This is a genomic window from Blautia ammoniilytica, assembly GCF_025566965.1.
Lineage (GTDB): Bacteria > Bacillota > Clostridia > Lachnospirales > Lachnospiraceae > Blautia_A > Blautia_A ammoniilytica.
In genome coordinates this window covers 61,974-84,564 of record NZ_JAOQJL010000012.1, presented here as the reverse complement: position 1 = coordinate 84,564, position 22,591 = coordinate 61,974, and the positions used below count along the sequence as shown (strand labels likewise).

The 22,591-nt window shown below is 42.5% G+C and carries 18 protein-coding genes and 1 pseudogene; 7 read left to right on the top strand and 12 right to left on the bottom strand.

Translation table 11 applies throughout. From position 1 onward, the window contains the following. Positions 1 to 143 precede the first annotated feature (143 nt). The 7 genes and pseudogenes from OCV61_RS07820 (at position 144) to OCV61_RS07790 (ending at position 9,184) form a co-directional block, all read left to right on the top strand. A complete protein-coding gene (locus tag OCV61_RS07820) occupies positions 144 to 3,548 on the top strand; it encodes a type I restriction endonuclease subunit R, EcoR124 family (RefSeq protein WP_317258458.1) in 3,405 nt (1,134 codons plus the stop codon). 64 nt (positions 3,549 to 3,612) lie between these two features. Then, positions 3,613 to 4,539, top strand: coding sequence for a site-specific integrase (locus OCV61_RS07815; protein WP_158421348.1), 927 nt, complete (start codon positions 3,613 to 3,615; stop codon positions 4,537 to 4,539). A gap of 77 nt (positions 4,540 to 4,616) precedes the next feature. Next, positions 4,617 to 5,213, top strand: coding sequence for a class I SAM-dependent methyltransferase (locus OCV61_RS07810; RefSeq protein WP_158421347.1), 597 nt, complete (start codon positions 4,617 to 4,619; stop codon positions 5,211 to 5,213). 364 nt (positions 5,214 to 5,577) lie between these two features. Beyond that, entirely contained in the window at positions 5,578 to 7,260 is a 1,683-nt protein-coding gene (locus OCV61_RS07805) for a phospho-sugar mutase (protein WP_158421346.1), read from the top strand. Positions 7,261 to 7,528: 268 nt separating this feature from the next. Beyond that, the gene (locus OCV61_RS07800) at positions 7,529 to 7,660 is read left to right on the top strand and encodes a hypothetical protein (RefSeq protein WP_262582741.1); all 132 of its coding nucleotides are present in this window, start codon (positions 7,529 to 7,531) and stop codon (positions 7,658 to 7,660) included. A gap of 163 nt (positions 7,661 to 7,823) precedes the next feature. Then, positions 7,824 to 8,084 (top strand): annotated as a pseudogene (locus OCV61_RS07795) (transposase). Continuing rightward, a complete protein-coding gene (locus OCV61_RS07790) occupies positions 8,081 to 9,184 on the top strand; it encodes an RNA-guided endonuclease TnpB family protein (protein WP_158421345.1) in 1,104 nt (367 codons plus the stop codon). Before OCV61_RS07795 ends, OCV61_RS07790 begins: the two are co-directional and overlap by 4 nt. A gap of 160 nt (positions 9,185 to 9,344) precedes the next feature. Here the strand turns inward: OCV61_RS07790 and trpS are convergent, their stop codons facing one another. The 12 genes from trpS to OCV61_RS07730 form a co-directional block, all read right to left on the bottom strand. Next, complete coding sequence (gene trpS / locus OCV61_RS07785) at positions 9,345 to 10,391, bottom strand: tryptophan--tRNA ligase (protein ID WP_158421344.1); 1,047 nt, start codon at positions 10,389 to 10,391, stop codon at positions 9,345 to 9,347. An 87-nt stretch (positions 10,392 to 10,478) separates the two neighbouring features. Then, positions 10,479 to 11,573 (bottom strand): 3D domain-containing protein, encoded by a 1,095-nt coding sequence (locus tag OCV61_RS07780; RefSeq protein ID WP_158421343.1) that lies wholly within the window; start codon positions 11,571 to 11,573, stop codon positions 10,479 to 10,481. A 122-nt stretch (positions 11,574 to 11,695) separates the two neighbouring features. Further along, positions 11,696 to 12,901, bottom strand: a complete 1,206-nt coding sequence (locus OCV61_RS07775; RefSeq protein WP_317258457.1) for a S41 family peptidase — start codon at positions 12,899 to 12,901, stop codon at positions 11,696 to 11,698. 54 nt (positions 12,902 to 12,955) lie between these two features. Continuing rightward, positions 12,956 to 13,861: a permease-like cell division protein FtsX gene (ftsX, locus tag OCV61_RS07770; protein ID WP_158421341.1), complete on the bottom strand. Its 906-nt coding sequence runs from the start codon at positions 13,859 to 13,861 to the stop codon at positions 12,956 to 12,958. Beyond that, positions 13,851 to 14,534 carry a cell division ATP-binding protein FtsE gene (gene ftsE, locus OCV61_RS07765; protein ID WP_158421340.1) on the bottom strand — a complete coding sequence of 228 codons (684 nt, stop codon included), beginning with the start codon at positions 14,532 to 14,534 and terminating at the stop codon, positions 13,851 to 13,853. Before ftsE ends, ftsX begins: the two co-directional genes overlap by 11 nt. A gap of 174 nt (positions 14,535 to 14,708) precedes the next feature. After that, on the bottom strand, positions 14,709 to 15,113 hold the full coding sequence (locus OCV61_RS07760; protein WP_158421339.1) for a type II toxin-antitoxin system HicB family antitoxin: 405 nt from the start codon (positions 15,111 to 15,113) through the stop codon (positions 14,709 to 14,711). Between the two features lie 55 nt (positions 15,114 to 15,168). After that, a complete protein-coding gene (locus tag OCV61_RS07755; protein WP_158421338.1) occupies positions 15,169 to 15,354 on the bottom strand; it encodes a type II toxin-antitoxin system HicA family toxin in 186 nt (61 codons plus the stop codon). A 200-nt stretch (positions 15,355 to 15,554) separates the two neighbouring features. After that, complete coding sequence (locus OCV61_RS07750) at positions 15,555 to 16,643, bottom strand: PucR family transcriptional regulator (protein WP_158421374.1); 1,089 nt, start codon at positions 16,641 to 16,643, stop codon at positions 15,555 to 15,557. 109 nt (positions 16,644 to 16,752) lie between these two features. Further along, a complete protein-coding gene (locus tag OCV61_RS07745; protein ID WP_330382903.1) occupies positions 16,753 to 17,634 on the bottom strand; it encodes a YitT family protein in 882 nt (293 codons plus the stop codon). Positions 17,635 to 17,636: 2 nt separating this feature from the next. Continuing rightward, positions 17,637 to 19,481, bottom strand: a complete 1,845-nt coding sequence (locus OCV61_RS07740; protein ID WP_158421336.1) for a cobaltochelatase CobT-related protein — start codon at positions 19,479 to 19,481, stop codon at positions 17,637 to 17,639. Then, the gene (locus OCV61_RS07735) at positions 19,474 to 20,391 is read right to left on the bottom strand and encodes an AAA family ATPase (protein WP_158421335.1); all 918 of its coding nucleotides are present in this window, start codon (positions 20,389 to 20,391) and stop codon (positions 19,474 to 19,476) included. The genes OCV61_RS07740 and OCV61_RS07735 overlap by 8 nt, the downstream gene beginning before the upstream one ends. A 27-nt stretch (positions 20,392 to 20,418) precedes the next feature. Next, the gene (locus OCV61_RS07730; protein WP_158421334.1) at positions 20,419 to 22,533 is read right to left on the bottom strand and encodes a glutamine synthetase III family protein; all 2,115 of its coding nucleotides are present in this window, start codon (positions 22,531 to 22,533) and stop codon (positions 20,419 to 20,421) included. Between the last annotated feature and the right edge of the window lie 58 nt (positions 22,534 to 22,591).

Sequence of the window (22,591 nt, the reverse complement as noted above, 5' to 3'; positions counted from 1 at the left end):
GTAAGTTCGGAGAAATAGTAGAAAAATATGAAGATCCGGTAGAAACTCCAACAGAAGGTTATACGAGACTTGGAATTAGAAGTCATGCTAAAGGAACATTTCATAGTTATGTTGAAAAGGGAAAAGAACTTGAGACAGCTAAAATGTTTCGAGTAGCAGCGGACAAATTCATTGTGAACATTACATTTGGATGGGAACATGCAGTAGCAATTACTGATGAAAATGATGCTGGAAAGCTTGTTTCTCATAGGTTTCCACAATATAGCTTCAACGCAGGGATGGTTCCAAAATTTTTTAGGTATCTGATTCTTGATGAAAACTTTAAACATCATTTGGAATTATCCTCACCAGGAGGAGCCGGAAGGAACAGGGTTTTGAAATTAAGCGATATGCTTGAATACAAAATGAATTTTCCATCTGAAGCAGAGCAGAAAAAAATAGCTGCGTATTTTGATGATTTGGACAACCTCATCACTCTTCACCAGCGCCAGCTGAATAACTTAAAAAAACTGAAAAAAATATGCCTTAAAAAGATGATGTACGAGAATAATACAAAGGAGAAGGAAATTATGCCAGAATTAGAATCAATGATAGAGCAAAAACTGATTGAACAATTAATTTACGGCGATTCTCAATGGACATACAGGGGGGATTTAAAAACGGAAGCTGATTTGTGGGCGAATTTCCGATATATCCTTGAGCAGAATAACAAAGAAAGACTGGATGGAGAAAGTCTGTCAGATTCTGAATTCGAGCAGGTAAAGAACCAGTTGCAATTTTCTTCATTTTATAAAGCCGGGGAGTGGCTGGTTGGTGAAAACGGAAAGGTGCAGGTTCATGTGCAGCGTGATACGAAAAGGCTGCATCTGGTCGTAATGAATCATGAGCATATAGCCGGTGGCAGCAGTGTATACGAAGTAATCAATCAGTACGAGGCACTGAAAACGGATGAGGAGACTACAGGTCCGGGGAGAGACCGCAGATTTGACGTAACATTGATGATCAATGGTTTGCCTATGATACATATTGAATTGAAAAATAAGCAGCATTCCTATAAGGATGGTTTCAGACAGATAAAGAAATACATTGGCGAGGGAAAGTTTACTGGGATTTTCTCAGCAGTTCAGATGTTTGTAGTCAGCAATGGGGTAGACACCAAGTATTTTGCTGCGGCCAGTGATACAGAATTAAAACCTGAATTTATGAGTGGCTGGGTGGATAAAGACAATAATCCGGTGTCAGATTATCTTGAGTTTGCAAAAAGCGTGCTCCGAATTCCGGAAGCACATGAAATGATTGCAAAATATACAGTCTTGGATGAAGATGCGAAAAGGCTGATATTACTTCGACCGTATCAGATTCATGCGATTGAATCCATACGTGAAGCATCTAAGGAAAGCAAGTCAGGATTTGTATGGCATACTACAGGTTCCGGAAAAACCTTAACATCCTATAAAGCCACAAGAAATCTGTTGATGGATATTCCATCTATTGATAAAGCAATATTTCTGATTGACCGTAAAGATTTGGACATGCAGACAACGATGGCATTTCAGGCGTATGCAAATAATGATTTGATAGATGTTGATGCAACAGAAAATGTAAATGATCTCAAAAAGAAACTGAAATCAGATGATCGCCAGGTTATTGTTACGACGATTCAGAAAATGCAGATTCTGATCAGCAAGAGATTGCAGGAGGGAACAGCAGAATATAGAAAAATCAGGAATCTGAAGATTGCTTTTGTAGTAGATGAATGTCACAGAGCGGTTGCACCAAAAACAAAAAGAGAAATAGAACGATTTTTTGGAAGGTCCTTATGGTATGGCTTTACCGGAACTCCCAGATTTGCAGAAAATCCATACCCACAGATGGGAGATTTACCTAGAACAACGGTAGAACTGTATGGCAACTGTCTTCATAGATATACGATACAAAATGCAATTCACGATAATGCTGTGCTGGGATTTCAAGTAGAGCACAATGGACCTAAAAATATTGAAGATGAGACAGACAGCAATGCATATGATAATGAAGCGCATATGTTAAAGGTTTTGGATATTATTTTGAACAAATCTTTTTATAAGCTGGGATTTCAAAATGGAAAAGGGCAGACTTATGAAGGAATGCTTACTACAAGCTCTATTCAGATTGCACAGAAATATTATGATTTACTGACAAAGGTCAAAAACGGTGAAACATCTCTTACAATTGATGAGAAAATGAAACAGGTGCTTCCTGATTTTCCTAAATTTGCCATCACATATTCTGTGACAGAAAATGATGAAAGTTCACATGTTAATCAGCAGAAGATGCAGAAGTCGCTGGATGATTATAACAAAATGTTTAATACAAAATATGATCTGTCCCAGATCCAGGCATATAATGGCAATTTGAATAAACGCTTGGCAAGAAAGGATGCAAAGTTCAAAAGCAGAAATGAACAGCTGGATCTGGTTATTGTGGTAGACCGGCTTCTGACTGGGTTTGATGCGCCATGTATGTCCACTATATTCATAGACCGGCAGCCTATGGGACCACATGATTTGATTCAGGCGTTTTCAAGAACAAATCGTATTTTTGACAAAAATAAAACATATGGGCAGATTGTTACTTTCCAGGCACCAAAGCTTTTCAAAAAATGCGTGGATGATGCAGTAAGGCTGTATTCTGCTGGAAGTACCGAAAAAGCAATTATGTCAGAATGGAATGAGATTGAACCTGCATTTCGGAAAGCACTTTCTGCACTTAGAGTTTGTGCCAGGACACCTTCGGAGATTGCAAATATGTCTTTGAAAGAAAAGAAAATTTTTGCGAAAATTTTTCAGTCATTTGACAGCCTGTTTGCACAGTTAAAGTCATTTACAAGATATGATGACAGCATGCTTGAAAAATATGGCATAACAGAAGCTGAATATGATGATTATGCAGGGCATTACAAAAATGTGATAGAAGAGATCGCTGATGATAAGTCAGATACTCAATCAGAGAATGCGGAAGATGCAGGAGTGGATCAGGATTATGAACTTATGGCATACAGCAGCACGAAAATTGATTATGAGTATATTATCAACCTGATTCAGAATATTGTGAATCCGTCAGAAGATGAGGGGAATATAACACCTGAAGAAAGACAAAAGAAGATTGATGAAGTAAAACAGTATGTGGAAGAACTGCGTAAGGATAATGTGAAGATAGCAGATCTTATGTCAGACTTGATTGCGGAAATTGAGAAGGATGATACAAAATATAGAGGACAGTCAATTCTCAATATTGTAGAAAATATGAAGCACGATTGTGTGAATAAAGTTATTTCGGATTTTTGTGTAACCTGGTATGCATCAAAAAATGATGTTTTGTATGCTGCGGTCCATTATAGAAACGGAGTAATTCCAAATGAAAATGAGATAAAGGCCACCTGTAATTATGCAGGTTACAAAGAAGAACAGGAAAAGCCATTGCCAAAATTTAAATATTATAACCGAATGATGGCAGAATTGAGAAAAGTTCTTGATGAAGAAATAGAACCTCTTATGAGAACTGCCTGAAGTGGACTTAATTATATACATGTATGTATCAGCGTAAGCAATTAAAAGGAAAAGGAGAATGCTTATGCTTAGTGATACAGGAAATTCAATGCTTTTTTGCGAATATTATGCACAGTGGGTTGAGGTATATAAAAGAGGTGCAATCAGAGAAGCAACTATGGCAAAATATTTGATGACCCAGAAATGGGTGGAAAAACTGGCTCCAAAGGTGAAGGTGTCTGAACTGACGCGGACAAAATATCAGCAGCTTCTGAATGATTATGCAAAAGAGCATGAAAGACAGACAACTCTGGATTTTCATCATCAGCTGAAAGGTGCAATTCTTGATGCGGTTGATGAAGGAATGATTGAGAGAGATCCAACCAGAAAAGCAATTATTAAAGGAAAAACACCAAGGGCAAAAAAGATAAAATATCTGAATCAATTTGAACTGCATACACTGATTGCTGATCTTGATATCAAAGAAGAACCTAATTGGGACTGGTTTATACTTCTGGTTGCAAAGACAGGAATGCGTTTTTCGGAGGCTTTGGCAATTACACCCTCAGATTTCGATTTTGCCAGACAAACATTGTCAATCAGCAAAACATGGGATTATAAAGGTGATGGAGGTTTTTTGCCAACTAAAAATAAATCATCGGTAAGAAAGATTCAGATTGATTGGCAGATTGTGGTGAAATTTGCAGAATTGACAAAGGGATTACCAGAAAATAAACCGATTTTCATTGATGAAACCAAAATTTATAATTCTACGGTGAATGATGTGTTGGCAAGACATTGCAAGAGATGTGGCATTTCAGAGATTTCCATACATGGACTTCGGCATACCCATGCATCATTGTTGCTGTTTGCAGGAGTATCAATTGCCAGTGTTGCACGAAGACTTGGACATGCCAGTATGACCACAACACAGAAAACGTATCTGCATATTATTCAGGAATTGGAGAATAAAGATGTAGATTTGGTAATGAGGACTTTGTCAGGGTTATAAAATTAAATTAGGTATAATATGCTTACGCTGATTTTGAAATTGATATGAAAAAATGAAACCAAGAAAGAATGAAACCAATGAATCAAAGTGAAACACAATGGGATAAGCTTCTAAAAATAAAAACCACAGGCAGGGATGATGCACATTCCGACCAGTACAGGTATCCTTATGAACCGACTGCATATACGGTGTTGGAGCGTCTGGCGAACAGTGGATTGATCAGGAAAAATAACATGCTGCTGGATTATGGTACCGGCAAGGGAAGGGTATGCTTTTTTCTTTCCTATCAGACCAGATGCAGGTCCATCGGCGTGGAATATGATGAGCGCATCTGTCAGGAAGCAGAGGAAAACAAAGCGTCAGCAGTATCGGGCAGCCGTATTTCTTTCGTACTGGGCAGTGCCGAGAATTATGAAGTACCGGTGGAAGTAGACAGATGCTATTTTTTTAATCCTTTTGCTGTGGAGATTTTACGGCCTGTTCTTGCAAGGATATATGAATCATATTACAGGAATCCAAGAAGCATGCTGCTGTTTTTCTATTATCCATCAGAAGAATACGTCAGTTTTCTGATGACGCAGGAGCAGTTGATGTTCTATGATGAAATTGATACCAGGGATTTGTTCCCAGGGGAAGATAGCAGGGAAAAAATTCTGATATTTGAAGTGATCTGATATGGCTGACATAGATGTGGATAATCCGCATGACAGAAATGTAGGGAAAGAATTGCGCACCAATGATTATGGGCGAAATGCGGTTATGTAACGATTGTTGGCGAAATGCGGTTATGTAACGATTGTTGGTGAAATGTGGCCATGTAATGATTGTTAGTGAAATGTGGTCATGTAATGATTGTTGGCGAAATGCGGCTATGTAATATTATGGGCAAAATGTGGCTATGTATTGCAGGTAAAATGCGGCTGGCGGTTGCCGAGTGAACAAGAATATGTTATATTACAATTAAATGTAGTTTGTTAAGAGTAATTTGTAAGTGCAGTTAATTTGAAACTAATAAAAATGAAAAGTGGGAGTGGTGAAATGTACAAAGAAGAATATGAGCGCTGGCTGGCAGCAGATCTGGAAGATGCGGATCTGAAACCGGAATTATCAAAGATCAATGGAAATGACGAAGAGATCAAAGAGCGTTTTGCAGTAGCACTGAAGTTTGGAACTGCCGGACTTCGAGGCGTGCTGGGCGCAGGTACCAACCGGATGAATATTTATGTGGTACGTCAGGCTACACAGGGACTTGCCAACTGGGTAAAGACACAGGGCGGTTCCCAGACAGTTGCCATCAGCTATGACAGCCGTATTAAGAGCGATGTTTTTGCCAAAACAGCAGCTGGCGTGCTGGCAGCCAATGGTATTAAAGTGCGGATTTATGATGCACTGATGCCTGTACCGGCTCTTTCATTTGCAACCAGATATTATGAGTGTAATGCAGGAGTTATGGTAACTGCATCTCACAATCCTGCGAAATATAACGGATATAAGGCATACGGTCCTGATGGATGTCAGATGACCGATGATGCTGCAGCGATCGTGTACGAAGAGATCCAGAAGACAGATGTGCTTACCGGTGCAAAATACATGTCTTTTGCAGAGGGCGTAGAGGAAGGTCTGATCCGTTTTGTAGGAGATGACTGTAAGAAAGCTCTTTATGAAGCAATTGAGTCCCGTCAGGTAAGACCAGGTCTTTGCAGCACTGCAGGCCTGAAGCTGGTGTACAGCCCGCTGAATGGCTCCGGACTGGTACCTGTTACACAGGTTTTGAAAGATATCGGCATTACAGATATTACTATCGTACCGGATCAGGAATACCCGAATGGTTATTTTACAACCTGCAGTTATCCTAATCCTGAGATTTTTGCAGCCCTTGAGCAGGGTCTGAATCTGGCAGAGAAGACAGGCGCTGATCTGATGCTTGCCACAGATCCGGATGCTGACCGTGTGGGTATCGCCATGAAGTGCCCGGATGGTTCTTATGAGCTGGTAAGCGGAAATGAAGTAGGAGTTCTTCTTCTTGATTATATTTGTGCAGGACGTATTGAGAAAGGCACTATGCCGAAGAATCCGGTAGCTGTGAAGTCTATTGTTTCCACACCTCTTGCAGATGCAGTAGCTGCCCATTATGGTGTAGAGATGCGTAACGTACTGACAGGCTTCAAGTGGATCGGCGATCAGATCGCACAGCTGGAAGAGGCAGGAGAAGTAGACCGCTTTATCTTTGGATTCGAGGAGAGTTATGGATATCTGGCAGGACCTTATGTAAGAGATAAGGATGCTGTGATCGGTTCCATGCTGATCTGTGAGATGGCTGCATATTACAGAAGTATCGGAAGTTCCCTGAAGCAGAGACTTGAGGAAATTTATGCAGAGTATGGCCGTTACCTGAATAAGGTTGACAGCTTTGAGTTCCCAGGACTTAGCGGTATGGATACTATGGCAGGAATCATGCAGAAGCTTCGTCAGGATCCGCCGGCAGAGATCGCAGGCTATAAGGTAGTCAGCGTTGCAGACTATGAGAAGCCAGAGGAGACAGGGCTTCCGGCAGCGAACGTACTGATCTATAAACTGGAAAATAATGAGACAGTTATCGTTCGTCCGTCAGGAACAGAGCCAAAGATCAAGATTTATTACACAACTCTTGGAAAAGATCTGGAAGAGGCGCAGGCAGAGAAGGATAAGCTTGCAAAAGCATTGGAGCCCATTCTTGCCTGAGTAAGCAGAGTATAAATAGATACGTGGCCTTTTGCGCCATCCACATAACCATATATGAAATAATGATCCCCTGTGCAGAATTTGGACAGACTTATGTCTGAGCCGATTCTGTATAGGGGATTTTTGCGCTATAGCCCAAACCTATTCCTGATTATCTTATTTCGGTATAATCAAATGCATAAAAAATATTGACTTGATATGAAAAATAGGATAATCTTCAGAAATAGAAAAACAACGCATAAAAGTGGCTTGATAAGGAGGATACACTATGAATCCAAGAATTGTTTATCCGGATATATTTAACATAAATATAGCAAGAATTCTCCTTCCTCTGCAGGTGGGAGGTGAACTGCGAAAAAACAAAAAGAACACTTGTTCTGTGGCGCAATCCGTGGTATAATAGAGTCAGTCGAAAATACAAATTGTTAGAAAAAGGACTGATTTGTATGGGAAAAACAGATCATAATGCGCATTCAGTATATCAGCTGGGAGTAAATCCCCCAGCCGATATAGCCTCCGGCAGGATTGCAGAGGTGCGCAGGAGAAGTATGTCATGCAATTGCATGACGCGCACCTCGCAGCAAGAATGCCGAGGCATTCTTGAACGGGTGTATTATCATCTGATCATGGTAGTGAAATATCGATGAAAAGTGATTGATAATCCAATTTCAGAAAGAGCAAAAGAGATATGGGAATATATTGTTCCACGGTAGGGAAAAGTTCTGGAAGAATGGAGTCAGAGTTTCTGCCTACTGACAGCTGGAGGTGCTCCGGTAGAAGTAATCCGTCAATGTATTGAAAGCCAGGGAGAGAAAAAGTATTGAACATAGCATATCGTTTCCGAATTTATCCGACAGAAGAACAGAAGATACTTTTGGGCAAAACATTTGGCTGTTGTCGTTTCCTATACAATCAGATGCTTAATGATAGAATCCAGGAGTATGAAAAGACAAAGAAAATGTTAAAAAATACACCGGCCATGTATAAAAAGGAATATCCATTTTTGAAAGAAGTCGATTCGCTGGCGCTGGCAAATGTCCAGCTTCATCTGGAAAAGGCATATAATAAATTTTTTCGGGAACCTAAGATTGGATTTCCAAGGTTCAAGTCAAAGCATCATTCCAGAAACAGCTATACAACAAATGTGGTCAATGGAAATATCCTGGTGGAAAGTAAGCGAATCCGACTTCCTAAATTAAAATGGATTGCCATGAAAAAACACAGGAAGCCAGCAGAAGACCTTCGTCTGAAATCAGTGACAATCAGTATGGAACCATCCGGAAAATACTTTGCAAGTCTGTTGTATGAAGGATACAGATGTGAAAACCAAGCAGCTGAACCAGATTACAGTACTGCAAAGATACTTGGAATTGATTATGCAATGCAGGGAATGGCAGTATTTTCAGAAAAGATTGAGACGGGAGAAGCAGGTTTTTTCAGAAAAAATGAAAAAAGGCTGGCGAGGGAGCAACGAAAGTTGTCAAGATGCGTACGAGGAAGCCATAATTATGAACTGCAAAAAAAGAAAGTTGCCAGATGTCATGAAAAGATACGAAATCAGCGAAGAGATTATCTGCACAAACTTAGTCGAAAGATCGCAGACAGTTATGATGCAGTCGCAGTGGAAGATATCGATATGAAAGCAATGGGGCAGTGTCTGCATTTCGGAAAAAGCGTACAGGATAATGGATATGGAATGTTCAGGGAAATGTTAGACTATAAACTGGCGTGGAAAGGAAAGAAAATGGTAAAGGTAGACCGTTTCTTTCCTTCCAGTAAAAAATGCTGTAAATGTGGAAGGATAAAGAAAGAACTGAAATTATCCGAAAGAGTCTATCGCTGTGCGTGTGGAAATGAGATGGATAGAGATCGTAATGCAGCAATCAACATCCGAGAAGAGGCAAGAAGGATGTTGATTGCATAAACTGTCCGTATCCGGACAATAGAAAAATAAGAAAATATGCCCGTGTCCGGGCAAAAGAATCGCGGGGCACGCGAGGATAGCTTGTAGATACTTGGCTCAGTAGAGCCATTGAGCAAGAAGCCCCCACTTCAAAATTAGAGATTTAAGTGGTGGGAGTATGTCACTCCGCAAAATAATCAATCTGCATTGCATGACGTACATCCTGCATAGTTCTGGCAGCTGCTTTTCTCGCTTCCTCGCTGCCCTTTTTCAGGATCTCATAAACCTCCGGTATTCTCTGCTCCCAGGCCTTTCTGCGCTCTCTGATTGGTGCAAGTTCAGCCTGCACTACATTGTTCAGGAATTTCTTCACCTTTACATCTCCAAGCCCGCCTCTCTGATAATGGGCTTTCAACTCATCCATACAGCTGTATTCAGGCAAAAATTCCTGGAAATGCTCCGGTCTGCAGAATGCATCCAGATAGATAAATACTGGATTTCCCTCAACCTTACCCGGATCCTGCACCCGAAGATGATTCGGATCAGTAAACATAGACATGATCTTCTTCTTGATCTCTTCCGGCTCATCTGAAAGATAAATACAGTTCCCAAGAGATTTACTCATCTTAGCCTTTCCGTCAATACCCGGAAGTCTGAGGCATGCTGCATTATCCGGAAGGATGATCTCCGGCTCTGTCAGGGTCTCTCCGTATACAGTGTTAAACTTATGCACGATCTCCTTACACTGCTCCAGCATTGGAAGCTGATCCTCGCCTACCGGAACTGCAGTAGCATGAAATGCCGTAATATCTGCAGTCTGACTTACCGGATATGCCAGAAAACCTGCCGGAATGCTTGTCTCAAAATCACGCATTTTGATCTCTGCTTTTACGGTAGGATTCCGCTGCAGTCTGGATACAGTTACAAGATTCATATAATAAAAGGTAAGCTCTGCCAGCTCCGGAATGGTAGACTGTATAAAGATGGTGGATTTCTCCGGATCAAGCCCGCATGCCAGATAATCAAGTGCTACCTGGATAATATTCTGCCGTACCTTTTCCGGATGCTCTGCATTGTCTGTCAACGCCTGCGCATCTGCGATCATAATATATACTTTATCATAATCTCCTGAATTCTGAAGGGCAACTCTCCCTCTAAGTGAACCTACATAATGTCCTACATGAAGTCTGCCTGTAGGTCTGTCTCCTGTTAAAATGATCTTTTCCATTTGTCCTGTCTCCAATCCTCTTATCTGTCGTTTCTCACTAATCATCTGCAAGTACCATAGCCGAAAATCTTTATCCTCAGCCTTATTTTATTCCTGTATCAGATATACTTCTGTGTAGTACACACCCTTGCTTTCCCCTTCTGCATGGCTTCCTACATAAATATCAATGCAATTCTCCTTGATCGCACCACCGCAGTCTTCTGCCACATATACCTGTCCGTCGATCACAACCTTGGAGCCATATGGGATCTGGGTAGGATCCACAGCAATGGTACGGTTGGTCACTGCAGTAACACCGGTAGATGTGATCCCATTGGACCATGGACCACAGCAGATACTGCATGGACAATAATGTGTGATACGAAAAGTGCCAAGAGACTTCAGTGATGCATCTGCTGATACGGAAATAGGAGTGCCTACCTGTACGCCATCTGCGGCGGCACCGCTGCCATTGACAGATGTCACACCGTCAACAGCCTCAGCGAAAACACCTTCTCCTGCACTTTTGTGGATGCTTCCTGCCTGGATGTCTCCGTTCGAAGTAGAAGTATCTGCTTTTGCCGTAAGGCTTTCATCCTCATAACCTTCCAGCACATTGGTAGGTATATATCCTGTACTGGATGTGCCTTCCTCATTTTCAAAAATGATCCGGCTCCAGATTCCATCTACAATGCCGGTTCTGGTAATCTGATCCTCTTCCAGGACTTCACCTGTTACTTCACCGTCTTTTCTTCCCGGAAAATCAAGAACATCACAGTCCCTGGCAACAGTAACCGTGTCATTCACCTCTTCCAGTGCTGTACCCTGGCCAAGCTGTGTATCTGAAACAAAGCCACTGATCTGTTCTCCTGTATCGGATGTGTATTCTACCTTGCTCCAGCCATTATCACATACTGCAACCCGTTCCAGCTCTGTACCAAAGACAGCCGTATCAAGCACATCTCCTGTCTCTCCTGGCTTGGAATGTATCTGGGCACTCTTGGATGTAATATATAAATCCTCTGCATCCGCCAGCGCTGTCACAGTGCCTCCTGCCCCGTCATCCAATAAAAAGCGCTGCAGTGCTTTATCTTCCTGTTTGTATTTATCAACAATCCCAGCATAATCCAGTACCTGAGCTGAAACAGGGATGGGTGTTAAAAGAGCTGTACATAAGCCAGCCAGAAATATTTTTCTTTTCATGGTCAGTCTCCTCTCTGTCAAGAAACCCATAAGCTTGTCTTCTGTCCCTACTCTGCCTTATCATAGCACAGAACAGTGTCTCATTCAATTTTCTGACCCATGTTCACAGAATTTTTATAAAATCAGCTGCTTTCTCCATCATTTTCCAGAACCTGAATGGCCCTCTGAAGCTGATTATCCTCTTCATGGCTGTAATCACTTTTGTTCAAAAGATTGGAATCCAGCTTCTCTTCTACATCCGGGGTGATCCCTGTCTTATGGATATTATTGCCTTTTGGAGTATAATATTTGGAAACTGTAAGCTTCACTGCACTTCCATCCGAAAGAGTACGTATGGACTGTACGATCCCCTTTCCATAGGTAGTAGTGCCCACAATTGTTCCGATCCCGTAATCCTTAACTGCCCCTGCAAAAATCTCGGATGCGCTGGCGCTGTTTTCATTAACAAGCACTGCCAGGGGGATATCAAGGGCATTTTTCCCGTCACAGGTTTCTTCTTCCCGGTTTCCGTTTTTATCCTCAGTATAAACGATCAGGCCTTCCGGAAGGATCTGCCTTAAGATATCACAGACAGAATCCAGCAGTCCCCCTGGATTATCCCGAAGATCTACGATCATCTTCTCCATACCCTGATCCTTCAGATCCTGAAATGCGGTTGTATATTGTTCCTCAGTAACCCCTTTAAATTCTGTGATCCGGATATATCCAATCTTAGGCTCCAGCATCTCATGAAAAACAGATGGCAGTTCCACATCTGTAATAGGGACTGTAATGGTAAGAGGCTCATCTGCATTTTCTCTGTGCACCGTAAGGATAACATTCTCGGCATCACTGTCCCGGATCATGGACGCCACTTCAGAAACAGAGCTTTCTGTAATATCCTGTCCGTCAACAGCACTGACCACATCCCCTTCCTTAAGACCTGCTGCTTCGCCTGGTCCTCCCTCATAGCACTGAACGATCTGCACGCCTCCTTCTTTATTCTCCTGCATCACAACGCCGATCCCTACATAGGACCCCTGAGAACTGGTATTTTCCTCCTGATATTCCTTTGCTGTATAGTATCTGGAATAAGGATCCCCAAGGCCATAGATCAATCCTGCATATAGCCCTTCTGCCAGTTCGTCTTCATCCTTATCCTCAAGATAATAAGTATCGATCAGTTCTTCCAGGTACTCCAGCTTCTGGACCCTGGCACTATCAGAAAGCACTGTCCCATCTGCTGGTACCTGTGCATATTTGTATCCTGCATATCCTCCTGCTGCCACTGCAACTGTAAAAGCTGTACCAAAGGCTGCACCTTTCCAGAAATTATTATCTGCCATCATTCCTCCTGCAAAAGAGGGATTGACGCATCTGCATCAATCCCACATTCTAATACCTTATACTTTCAAATGCTTTCTGGTTGTCCAGAAGCTTCCCAAAAGACCGATCCCGATCCCCAGTGCCAGACCGATGGGCAGAAGTGTCATGTAGATCCTGCCTACTGGTATGAACTCAACCACGCCCATAAGTACATTAAACCTGGTCAGTACATAAGTAACTGCACTATTATAAGCAAAATACAGGATCACAAGGGGAATAGCCGCTCCTATCACTCCAAGCACCATACCTTCCAGAAGGAACGGTGCACGTACAAAAGCATCTGTGGCTCCGATATATTTCATGATCCCGATCTCATCCTTACGCACAGTTATACCTACGGACACTGTATTGCTGATCAAAAATACAGAGATCAGAAGAAGGATCACAATGATCACAATGGAAATACCGGATACCAGCTTGTTAATGGAACCAAGCGTCTTGGCTGCCTGCTCAGACTGACTAACCTCTCTTACGTGATCCAAAGTCTGGATATACGCTACGATCACTGCCTGTTTGGAAATGTCCTTCAGATATACCTGGTAGTTGGAGGAATTCACCAGCGGATTGTCATCCTTAAATCCGTCAGCTACATCTGTATCTCCAAAATATTCTTTCTTCATCTTTTCCCAGGCATCATCTGCAGACTCATACTGAATCTGTGCTACTTCAGGACGTTCCTGGATCAACGCACCGATCTGCTGGATCTGCTCATCCGTAGTCCCTTCATCAAAAAATACTGTGATAGGAACCTCCTCTTCCACCTTATGTGCAATATTATTCACATTATTCACAATAGAATAAAAAACACCAAACAATAGTATACAGGCGGACATGGTAAGAACTGATGCAATGGAAAACATCATATTTCTTTTAATATTTTTTACACCCTGCTTCAGGGTATACCAGATCGTACTAGGCCTCATGATATTCTCCCTCTTTCTCGTCACTGATGATCACGCCATTATGCATGGTAACTACCCTTTTCTTCATGGCATTGACGATCTCTTTGTTGTGGGTAACTACCAGTACGGTTGTGCCTCTCTCATTGATCTCTTCCAGAAGCTTCATGATCTCCTCAGAGGTCTTAGGGTCAAGATTACCGGTTGGCTCATCTGCCAGGAGAATATCCGGACGGTTTACGATCGCTCTTGCAAGAGCCACTCTCTGCTGCTCTCCGCCGGACAGTTCGTCTGGAAATGCCTTATATTTCCCTGCAAGCCCTACCTCCTGCAAAACCTCCGGCACTCTTTTACGGATCACTCTGGTAGGACGGTTGATCACACGCTGTGCAAAAGCAACATTCTCATAAACATCCCTGTCCTTTAAAAGACGGAAATCCTGGAACACAACTCCCAGCTTCCTGCGGTATTTGGCTACTCTGCGGTGCTTCATCCCTTCCAGACGTTCTCCGCTTACAATGATCTCACCTGAAGTAGAATCCAGTTCCTTCAGTAAAAGTTTGATCAGTGTGGACTTCCCGGAGCCGCTGCTCCCTACCACAAATACAAATTCCCCTTTATCAACATGCAGGTTGGCATGATTCACAGCCGGAAGACCCTGCCCATAAGACTTGGTTACATCCATTAAATCGATCATAATGGTCTCCTTTGTTATGCGTAACTTTTATGTAACATTATTGTAATATATCTTTTATTAAATTGCAACTGCTATTTTCCGGTAATTTATTATACATGCACCCTTTTCCAAAAGCAAGGCATTTCACAGCTTCTACATAAAAAAGCACCCGGTTTTCCGAGTGCCTTCTTCTTATTATTTTCGGCCAGCTCCTACTTTTTCCATCAGTGCATCCTGTAATACCTGAGAAAAATTCAACCCCATACTTGTTGCTGATTCATTCAGCCACTCTGGAATCGTAAGAGTTTTCTTCACAGCCCTGTTGTTATGGAGCTTGCGATATTCAAGTGTATCACATGCAACGTAATTAATAAATTCCTTTCCTTCCAATGTGATATCGTCTTGTACTGACGGTTCAGGAATTGCCTTTCCTTCTCTCTCATAATCATATAAAGTAAATGCCAATGCATCCTCTGCCATAATCAATGCATCTTTCATATCATCGCCACATGTATAGCAGCTTTCCAAATCCGGAAAGTTCACTGAAAATCGTCCGCTCTCCTCCGGTGTAAATACAGCCGGATATGCATATTTTGCCATGTTGCACCTCCCAATCTTTCCTGTGCTATTCTTTTATATTTTGCTATGCCAGGTCTTATTTAATCCCCGCATCCCTTAATATTCTGTTTGCTGTGCCAGTTGGTATTTCTTTTCCGCCATGTCGTGGGATCATGAATGTTTTGCCTGTTATCTCACTATACCACTTGTCATGTTCTTTACCATGCTCTGCCAAGTGGCAGTGGTTCTTCTTTAACAATTTGATTGGCTCTGATGTTTTCATCTTTTTTCTCCTTCCATAGTTATATTATAGCACGTATTTACACGTGTGCCAATATGATTCACACATATTTACACGTATTTTTTTAAGAAGTACATAAGGAAGACATCAAAGTGCCATAAGAAAATTGTCTACCGCTGAAAAAACGGTAGACAATTGGTATTTCCTTCTGAAAATTACTGAAAGCCACATAAATGCCGGCATTAGTACTCCAGCGTTTCCATGTATTTCATATATCTTACAACCATAAGAGCAATCTTAAAGGTAATGGCATCTTCAAATACACGAAGATCCAGTCCTGTACTCTTCTGCAGCTTATCCAGTCGGTATACAAGAGTATTCCTGTGGATATAAAGCTGTCTGGATGTTTCTGACACATTCAGGCTGTTCTCAAAGAATTTATCAATGGTAGTCAGTGTCTCTTCATCAAAATCATCCGGTGACTTACCGCCAAAGATCTCCTTAATGAACATCTTGCACAGTGGAATCGGGAGCTGATAGATCAGACGTCCGATACCCAGAGAGCTGTATGCGATAACATCCTTCTCCGGGAAGAAAATCTTACCTACATCCAAAGCCATACGTGCTTCCTTGTAGGATCGTGACACTTCCTTAAGCTCCTTCACAATGGTACCGTATGCAACATGTACTCCGTCTTCTCTGGAAAGTCCAAGTGTGTCCAGGATCGTCTGGGCCAGCTTATCCATAGTCTCATAGCCTTCGCCCTCTTCCAGTTCCTTTACAATGATCACACTCTTCTCATCTACGGCCGTGATAAAATCTTTGCTCTTACCACCAAAAATACTCTTAATGCTCTCTACAGAACTATGCTCTCTCTCCTGTGGAAGTTCGATCAGCATAACCACGCGGCGCACATCAGCATCGATGTGAAGCTTCTTGGCACGATTGTAAATATCTACAAGAAGAAGATTATCAAGAAGAAGATTCTTGATAAAACTGTCTTTGTCAAAACGCTCCTTATAAGCTACGATCAGACTCTGAAGCTGAAATGCTGCCAGCTTCCCGACCATATACGTATCCTCGTCCTCTCCATGAGCTACAAGGATATACTCCAGCTGATAGTCATCATTCACTTTGAAATACTGATAACCTCTCACAAGCTGACTCTCTGCCGGCGAATCAACAAATGCCTGAACATCCCCTGCCTGGATCTCGAAATCAGTACATGTGGATGCAAGTGTCTTGCCATCTGTATCCATCACACAAAACTGTGTCCTGGATATCTCTTTAAGTCCCTCGAGGGTATTCTGTAATACCTGGCTTGATATCATTCTATTCAATCCCTTCTCATGTAAAAGTGTTTTAAGTTATTTTAATACAAAATAACCAAAAAAGAAAGAGGAAATCAGAAAAAATTTACAAATTTTTATTCAAAACTTCTCACTTTTTCTCTATAAAACCTTCCCCATGTACTTCCCGTACATCACATACGATCACAAAAGCATCTGGGTCTATCATATCCACTTTTTCTTTTAATGTAACGATTTCCTTTTTATTGACTACGCAAAACAGCATCAGCTTGTCCTGTCCGGAATACATTCCTACTCCTTTCAGGCCGGTAACACCGCGATCCATTTCATTGATGATCATATGGGAAACCTGATCCGCTTTCTCTGTGATAATATAAGCTCCCTTTGAAAATTTCAAACCTTCGATCATGCCATCCGTCACTTTTGTAACAAGATAAACTGCAATAATAGCATAAAGAGCCTTGTATACGCCAAAAACATACATGCCCACCACAACTACCAGGCCATCAATAAACTGCATGATCTGGGCAATAGAATAATGCTTAAGCTTCCGCTGGATCAGGGCAGCCATCATATCTGTTCCGCCGGTAGTCCCCTGTCCAAGGAAAACAAGTCCAATGCCTACTCCCTGAATCACACCACCATATACCGCAGCAAGCAGAAGATCATTTCCCGCCAGGTTAAAGTCAGGAATACAGCCTGGCAGCACCGCCAACCAGAAAGAAAGACACAACTCTCCTACCAGTGCTTTTTTTACAAACTGAAAGCCTCCGATCCTCATTCCTAAAAAGAACAGCGGAATGTTTAATGCCATGTTAGTGATCCATAAGGGAATTCCGCTAGGAACAAGGCTTTCTGTCCACTCTTTGACAATGATGGCTACTCCTGAAAAACCACCTGTAACCATTCCTGCCTTATCAAACGCAGATATTACAGCAACTGCCATCAGGCAGGTACCTACAATGATCAGCAGATAATCCATATATTTGAGTTTTTTCCCCCAAGGACTCATCTTCATTCCTCCAATTCCAATTGTTTTGTGAGATAGCGGCCTACAATTCTGGAAAAATCAGTAATATCCCGGATATAAGCAAAATCCTTACCAAAGATCTTCTTTTCTGTAGCCAGATCCTTCTCTTCGCCTGCAAATACTCCCAGCACGCTCACCCCTGCGTTTCTCAGCCTGCGGACTTCCCCGGCAGTATCATTCACTGCATATTGTCCCATATACGGCTTAGGATTCTTTGCATTTGGACGGTTTACAATTACATCATAAGGTCGTCCATCGCTTAAAATGATCATAATCTTTTTTTCTTCCCTACGGCCCAAAAGCCCATAACCGGCTGCTTTAATGGCCAATCCATCCCTGTTGTTGGAAGATGTTACATAATTGAATATATTTTCACTTGCACTGTCAGGGTCATCATACTCCCGCAGCCTGTGTAAAATCGTATAGTCCCAGAATGTACAATAGCTCATCACACGGTGAGGGATCTTCACATTTCCCAGTGCTTTACTGATCATATATGCCTGTAATGCCACATGGCCCTGCCGATTCATCTGGGAACCACTGGCATCGATCAGTACATCTACAACAAAATCCGTTTGATCCCCCTGTTGCTCTTTTTTGAAAAGAAGTGCATCCCTGCTTCTGCCGATCCTCCATAATCTGGCAGGCAGGATCTGCCCCCTGTCAGACAGGATCTCCTGGTTTTCACTTCGCAAAATCAAGGATTTACGCAGCATTTCTGTAAGCTGGGCAACATTCCTCTTTACAACTCTGTGTTTATCATGATACAGCCACACATTTTTGTTTTTCAGGCGTACTGCATATTCGTACTGATAATTCCGCATAACCGGATTTTTCAGGATCCCTTCTGTAAAATACAGACTGCAGTCTCCGTGGATCCCTTTGCACATCAACTGGTTTATTTTCTTTTCTTCATTTTCTTTCAGATAAGTTTTCCCAAAATTAAGTTCCACATACCTGTGAGCCTTTTCCAATGCTTCAGGAGGAAGGATTTTGATCTTATGCCTGGTCTGTCTTTGCTCTTCCATTTCCTCGGTAACCTGGGAATCCTCCATTCCGGCTATCTGATCAGCCAGCTGCTGTGCATAGTCTTCCAGGCTTTCCTCATAAAGTTCTTCATCAAGAAGGTCTTTCCAGTCAAACTCTGACAGTTCCTCCATTGTGACAGCCATCACCTGTTCAAAACTGCCCTTTTCTTTTTCAAAGTCAGGCTCACATGCCTTATTGTATAACCGGTCAATAGCAAATGCCAATGCTTCTGTATCTTGGGAATTGCCTGCTTCCTTCACCAGATCCATGTACTTTTTCATGGAGGAAAGCACTGGTGCTTCTTTTTTGTGCTCCAGCCTGTCCAGCCTTTTTCTCAGAACCATAAGCCTGAGCATTTCCGGGATATTTCCAGTACCCGGGATCACCAGATACTCCTGATCAAGGATATCCAGGATAGCCTCTCTTTGCATGTTTCGAATACCTGGACGTTCCAGGCAGATTCTGTCTCCAATGGCTTCCTCTATACAAAGCTGTGCCATTTTCGTAAGAAGCTGTTCATCTGCCCCCAAATACAGCTTCTTCAGCAGATAAAGCCCCAGATATTTTTTATCATAAAATTTTGCAAGTGCCCCCTGCTTGATCCCATCATAAAGGGCCAGCGGTCTGGAACGCCTGTATAAAGAAATATCCGGCTTCATTTCCTGGGCATAGTCACCACTGACTGTCCATAAAAGATTCCGGATACGGTTCTCCATTTCCAGCTGGATCTCAGAACCCTCCCCTTCAGAAAAGCCTGAGATCTCATTTGTATGTTCAATCCTTGACGGATGCTTATTCATAAACATCTTCCTTTGTCCAGTCCCTGGGGATCCTGGTATTTACAACATCCTCTACGATCTCTTTTTCAAAAATGTCAAATGTTTTATTTACGATTCCCATCTGCACAGCCTGCCATGGAGAAAGTCCGGTTTTTATGATCTTCACTGCTCCCAAAAGGCCTCGCAAATCCAGTGACTTGGTAGAAATCTCACTGTTGGCAGTTTTCAGCTGAAGATCAAGAAAAAGACCGATAAACTGGTCTACAGCTGCCTTCTTTGCATCCGGGAACATTTCCCTGAAAATAAATCCCAGGGTTTCCTCATTCTGGGGAGGCATATCGATCACCATAAATCTGGAAACCAGGGCTTCATTTAATTCTCTGGTACCTGCATATCCGTAATTCATGGTTCCAATAAATCTGGCTGCCGGATGAAGATCAATCTTATCGTACCCTGGCACATCAATGGATCTTCGGTAATCCAGAGTAGCATGCAGCACGGAAACAGCATCATTTTTCGCCATATTGATCTCATCCAGGATACCAAAGCCCCCATGCTGGGCACACCGGTAAATACTGCCCTTCCGAAGTTTTACCTGATTGTCCTCAAAAGTATCTGTACCGATCAGATCTCCACTGTTGGTATTCACATGAAAAGATACATTGTAGATCGGTCTGCCGAAAATATAGGCAAGATTCTCTGCCAGTATATTTTTACCAGTGGCCTTAGGCCCTGTGAGAAGAAGATTTTCCCCCTGGAGAAGGGCAGCCATGGCCATTTCCAAGGTTTCTTTTCCATAGAAATGGATTGCAGGCTGCTGCACACGCCCAACAGCATCTGCAGCAACCGTGTATTCTTTTCTGAATTCCAAAATTTCTTTGATCAGGTCTTCGGAAACAGCCTGTTCTCTTAAAAAATCAAATTCATTCATATAAGTATCCAACCTTTTGCTCCCGGATCAGACTTCAAAAATAAGGTCTCCGTAAGAAGGCATTGGCCACATCTCTTTATCTACGATCATTTCCAATTCATCAACCGGCTTCCGTAATTCGTCCATCGCAGGTACGATCTTTTCCCTGAAGAAAACAGCCCGTTCCCGTCCTTCCGGGTAAGACTCTACCTGGGAAACCAGCTTGCCTAACTTATTCATGGCACTGTTGGTTGTTTTTAAAAGCTTGCTGGTCTTTTTCAGAAGATCTGCCTGTACGCTTACGTCTGTGATCCCTGCTGCCTTTACAGAATTAATGGAATCAGCAAGCACCGTCGTATACCTGATCACTGCCGGGATGATCTGTTTGGTAACAATATCGATCATGGTCTTGGCCTCGATATTAATCGCTTTAGCATAAATCTCATACTGGATCTCTGCACGGGATTCCAGCTCTGTTCTGGTAAATACCCGGAAATTCTCAAACAGCTTTATGGATTTCTCTGTAGTCAGTGCAGGAATGGCATCTACCATGGACGGAAGGATAGGAAGGCCTCTTCGTTTTGCTTCTGCTTCCCATTCCGGTGCATAGCCATTGCCGCTAAATACGATTCTCTGGTGATCAGTAGCGTATTCTTTGATCAAATCATGCACTGCAAGTTCTAAATCTTCTGCAGATTCCAGTCTATCACATGCCTCTTTAAAAGCCTCAGCTGCAATAGTATTCAATACAACATTGCAGGAGGAAATCGAATCTCTGGAACCAACCATACGAAACTCAAACTTATTACCTGTAAATGCAAAAGGTGAAGTACGGTTCCTGTCTGTTGCATCCTTCATGAAGTCCGGAAGTGTACTTACACCGGTATTCATCTTTTCCCCGCTCTTACTGTGAGTAGCAGTTCCTGTACTGATCAGCTGATCCAGCACATCCTCAAGCTGTTCTCCAAGGAAAACAGAAATCACTGCCGGCGGAGCCTCATGGCCGCCAAGTCTCTGGTCATTTCCCACATCTGCTGCTGACTCCCGAAGAAGATCTGCATGCTCATCAACTGCTTTCAGAATACAGGTAAGTACAAGAAGGAACTGAACATTCTCATGAGGAGTTTTGCCTGGATCCAGCAGATTGATCCCGTCATCGGTAGTCAAAGACCAGTTATTATGCTTTCCGGAACCATTCACGCCTGCAAATGGTTTCTCATGGAGAAGACAGCGCATCCCCTGACGGCTTGCCACTTTCTTCAGGATACGCATCATGATCTGATTATGATCTGCCGCAATATTTACAGGCGCATAAATAGGTGCAAGCTCATGCTGTGCAGGAGCAACTTCATTATGCTGTGTCTTAGCAGAAACGCCCAGCTTCCAACATTCTTCATTTACTTCTTTCATATAGGCAGATACTCTCTGGCGGATGGTTCCCAGATAATGGTCATCCATCTCCTGGCCTTTCGGAGGCATGGCACCAAATAAAGTCCTGCCTGTATAAACAAGATCCTTTCTCTGTTTAAACTTTTCTTTATCGATCAGAAAATACTCCTGCTCTGCACCTACAGAGGGAGTCACCTTCTTAGATGTATGATTACCGAAAAGACGGATCAGACGCAGTGCCTGTGTATTCACTGCCTCCATGGAACGAAGAAGAGGAGTCTTCTGGTCAAGAGCCTCTCCTGTATAGGAGCAGAAAGCGGTAGGGATACATAAGGTACCGCCTGCTGCATCATGGCGTACAAAAGCCGGTGAGGTACAGTCCCATGTAGTGTAGCCTCTTGCTTCAAAGGTAGCTCTAAGACCTCCGGATGGAAAAGAAGAGGCATCTGGTTCTCCTTTGATCAGTTCTTTACCGGAAAAGCTCATCAGCACCTTACCATTCTCCATAGGTGCTGTAATAAATGCATCATGCTTCTCTGCGGTTACACCTGTCAGTGGCTGGAACCAGTGGCTGTAATGGGTTGCCCCTTTCTCGATAGCCCACTCCTTCATCTCATGTGCTACCACATCAGCCACTTCCATAGACAGCTCTTTGCCTTCTTCTATGGTCTTTTTCAGTTCCTTATAAACCTTCTTGGGCAGTCTCTCCTGCATAACGGAATCATTAAATACATCACATCCAAAAATATCCGTCACTTTCACAAAATCTTCCATTAATAATCTCCTCTCCACTAATCACACATTTCTGTCTATGGGTATTTCACAGTTGTCC

Excerpts from the sequence above, each read along its gene's own strand:
- OCV61_RS07735 (WP_158421335.1), bottom strand. The coding sequence starts at position 20,391 with ATGAATGAATTTGATTTTTTAAGAGAACAGGCTGTTTCCGAAGACCTG.
- ftsX (WP_158421341.1), bottom strand. The coding sequence starts at position 13,861 with ATGAGGCCTAGTACGATCTGGTATACCCTGAAGCAGGGTGTAAAAAAT.
- OCV61_RS07820 (WP_317258458.1), top strand. The coding sequence starts at position 144 with ATGTTTCGAGTAGCAGCGGACAAATTCATTGTGAACATTACATTTGGA.
- OCV61_RS07810 (WP_158421347.1), top strand. The coding sequence starts at position 4,617 with ATGAATCAAAGTGAAACACAATGGGATAAGCTTCTAAAAATAAAAACC.
- OCV61_RS07815 (WP_158421348.1), top strand. The coding sequence starts at position 3,613 with ATGCTTAGTGATACAGGAAATTCAATGCTTTTTTGCGAATATTATGCA.
- OCV61_RS07730 (WP_158421334.1), bottom strand. The coding sequence starts at position 22,533 with ATGGAAGATTTTGTGAAAGTGACGGATATTTTTGGATGTGATGTATTT.
- OCV61_RS07780 (WP_158421343.1), bottom strand. The coding sequence starts at position 11,573 with ATGAAAAGAAAAATATTTCTGGCTGGCTTATGTACAGCTCTTTTAACA.
- OCV61_RS07805 (WP_158421346.1), top strand. The coding sequence starts at position 5,578 with ATGTACAAAGAAGAATATGAGCGCTGGCTGGCAGCAGATCTGGAAGAT.
- OCV61_RS07755 (WP_158421338.1), bottom strand. The coding sequence starts at position 15,354 with ATGAAAACATCAGAGCCAATCAAATTGTTAAAGAAGAACCACTGCCAC.
- OCV61_RS07750 (WP_158421374.1), bottom strand. The coding sequence starts at position 16,643 with ATGATATCAAGCCAGGTATTACAGAATACCCTCGAGGGACTTAAAGAG.
- OCV61_RS07775 (WP_317258457.1), bottom strand. The coding sequence starts at position 12,901 with ATGATGGCAGATAATAATTTCTGGAAAGGTGCAGCCTTTGGTACAGCT.
- trpS (WP_158421344.1), bottom strand. The coding sequence starts at position 10,391 with ATGGAAAAGATCATTTTAACAGGAGACAGACCTACAGGCAGACTTCAT.
- OCV61_RS07745 (WP_330382903.1), bottom strand. The coding sequence starts at position 17,634 with ATGAGTCCTTGGGGGAAAAAACTCAAATATATGGATTATCTGCTGATC.
- ftsE (WP_158421340.1), bottom strand. The coding sequence starts at position 14,534 with ATGATCGATTTAATGGATGTAACCAAGTCTTATGGGCAGGGTCTTCCG.
- OCV61_RS07740 (WP_158421336.1), bottom strand. The coding sequence starts at position 19,481 with ATGAATAAGCATCCGTCAAGGATTGAACATACAAATGAGATCTCAGGC.
- OCV61_RS07760 (WP_158421339.1), bottom strand. The coding sequence starts at position 15,113 with ATGGCAAAATATGCATATCCGGCTGTATTTACACCGGAGGAGAGCGGA.
- OCV61_RS07800 (WP_262582741.1), top strand. The coding sequence starts at position 7,529 with ATGAATCCAAGAATTGTTTATCCGGATATATTTAACATAAATATAGCA.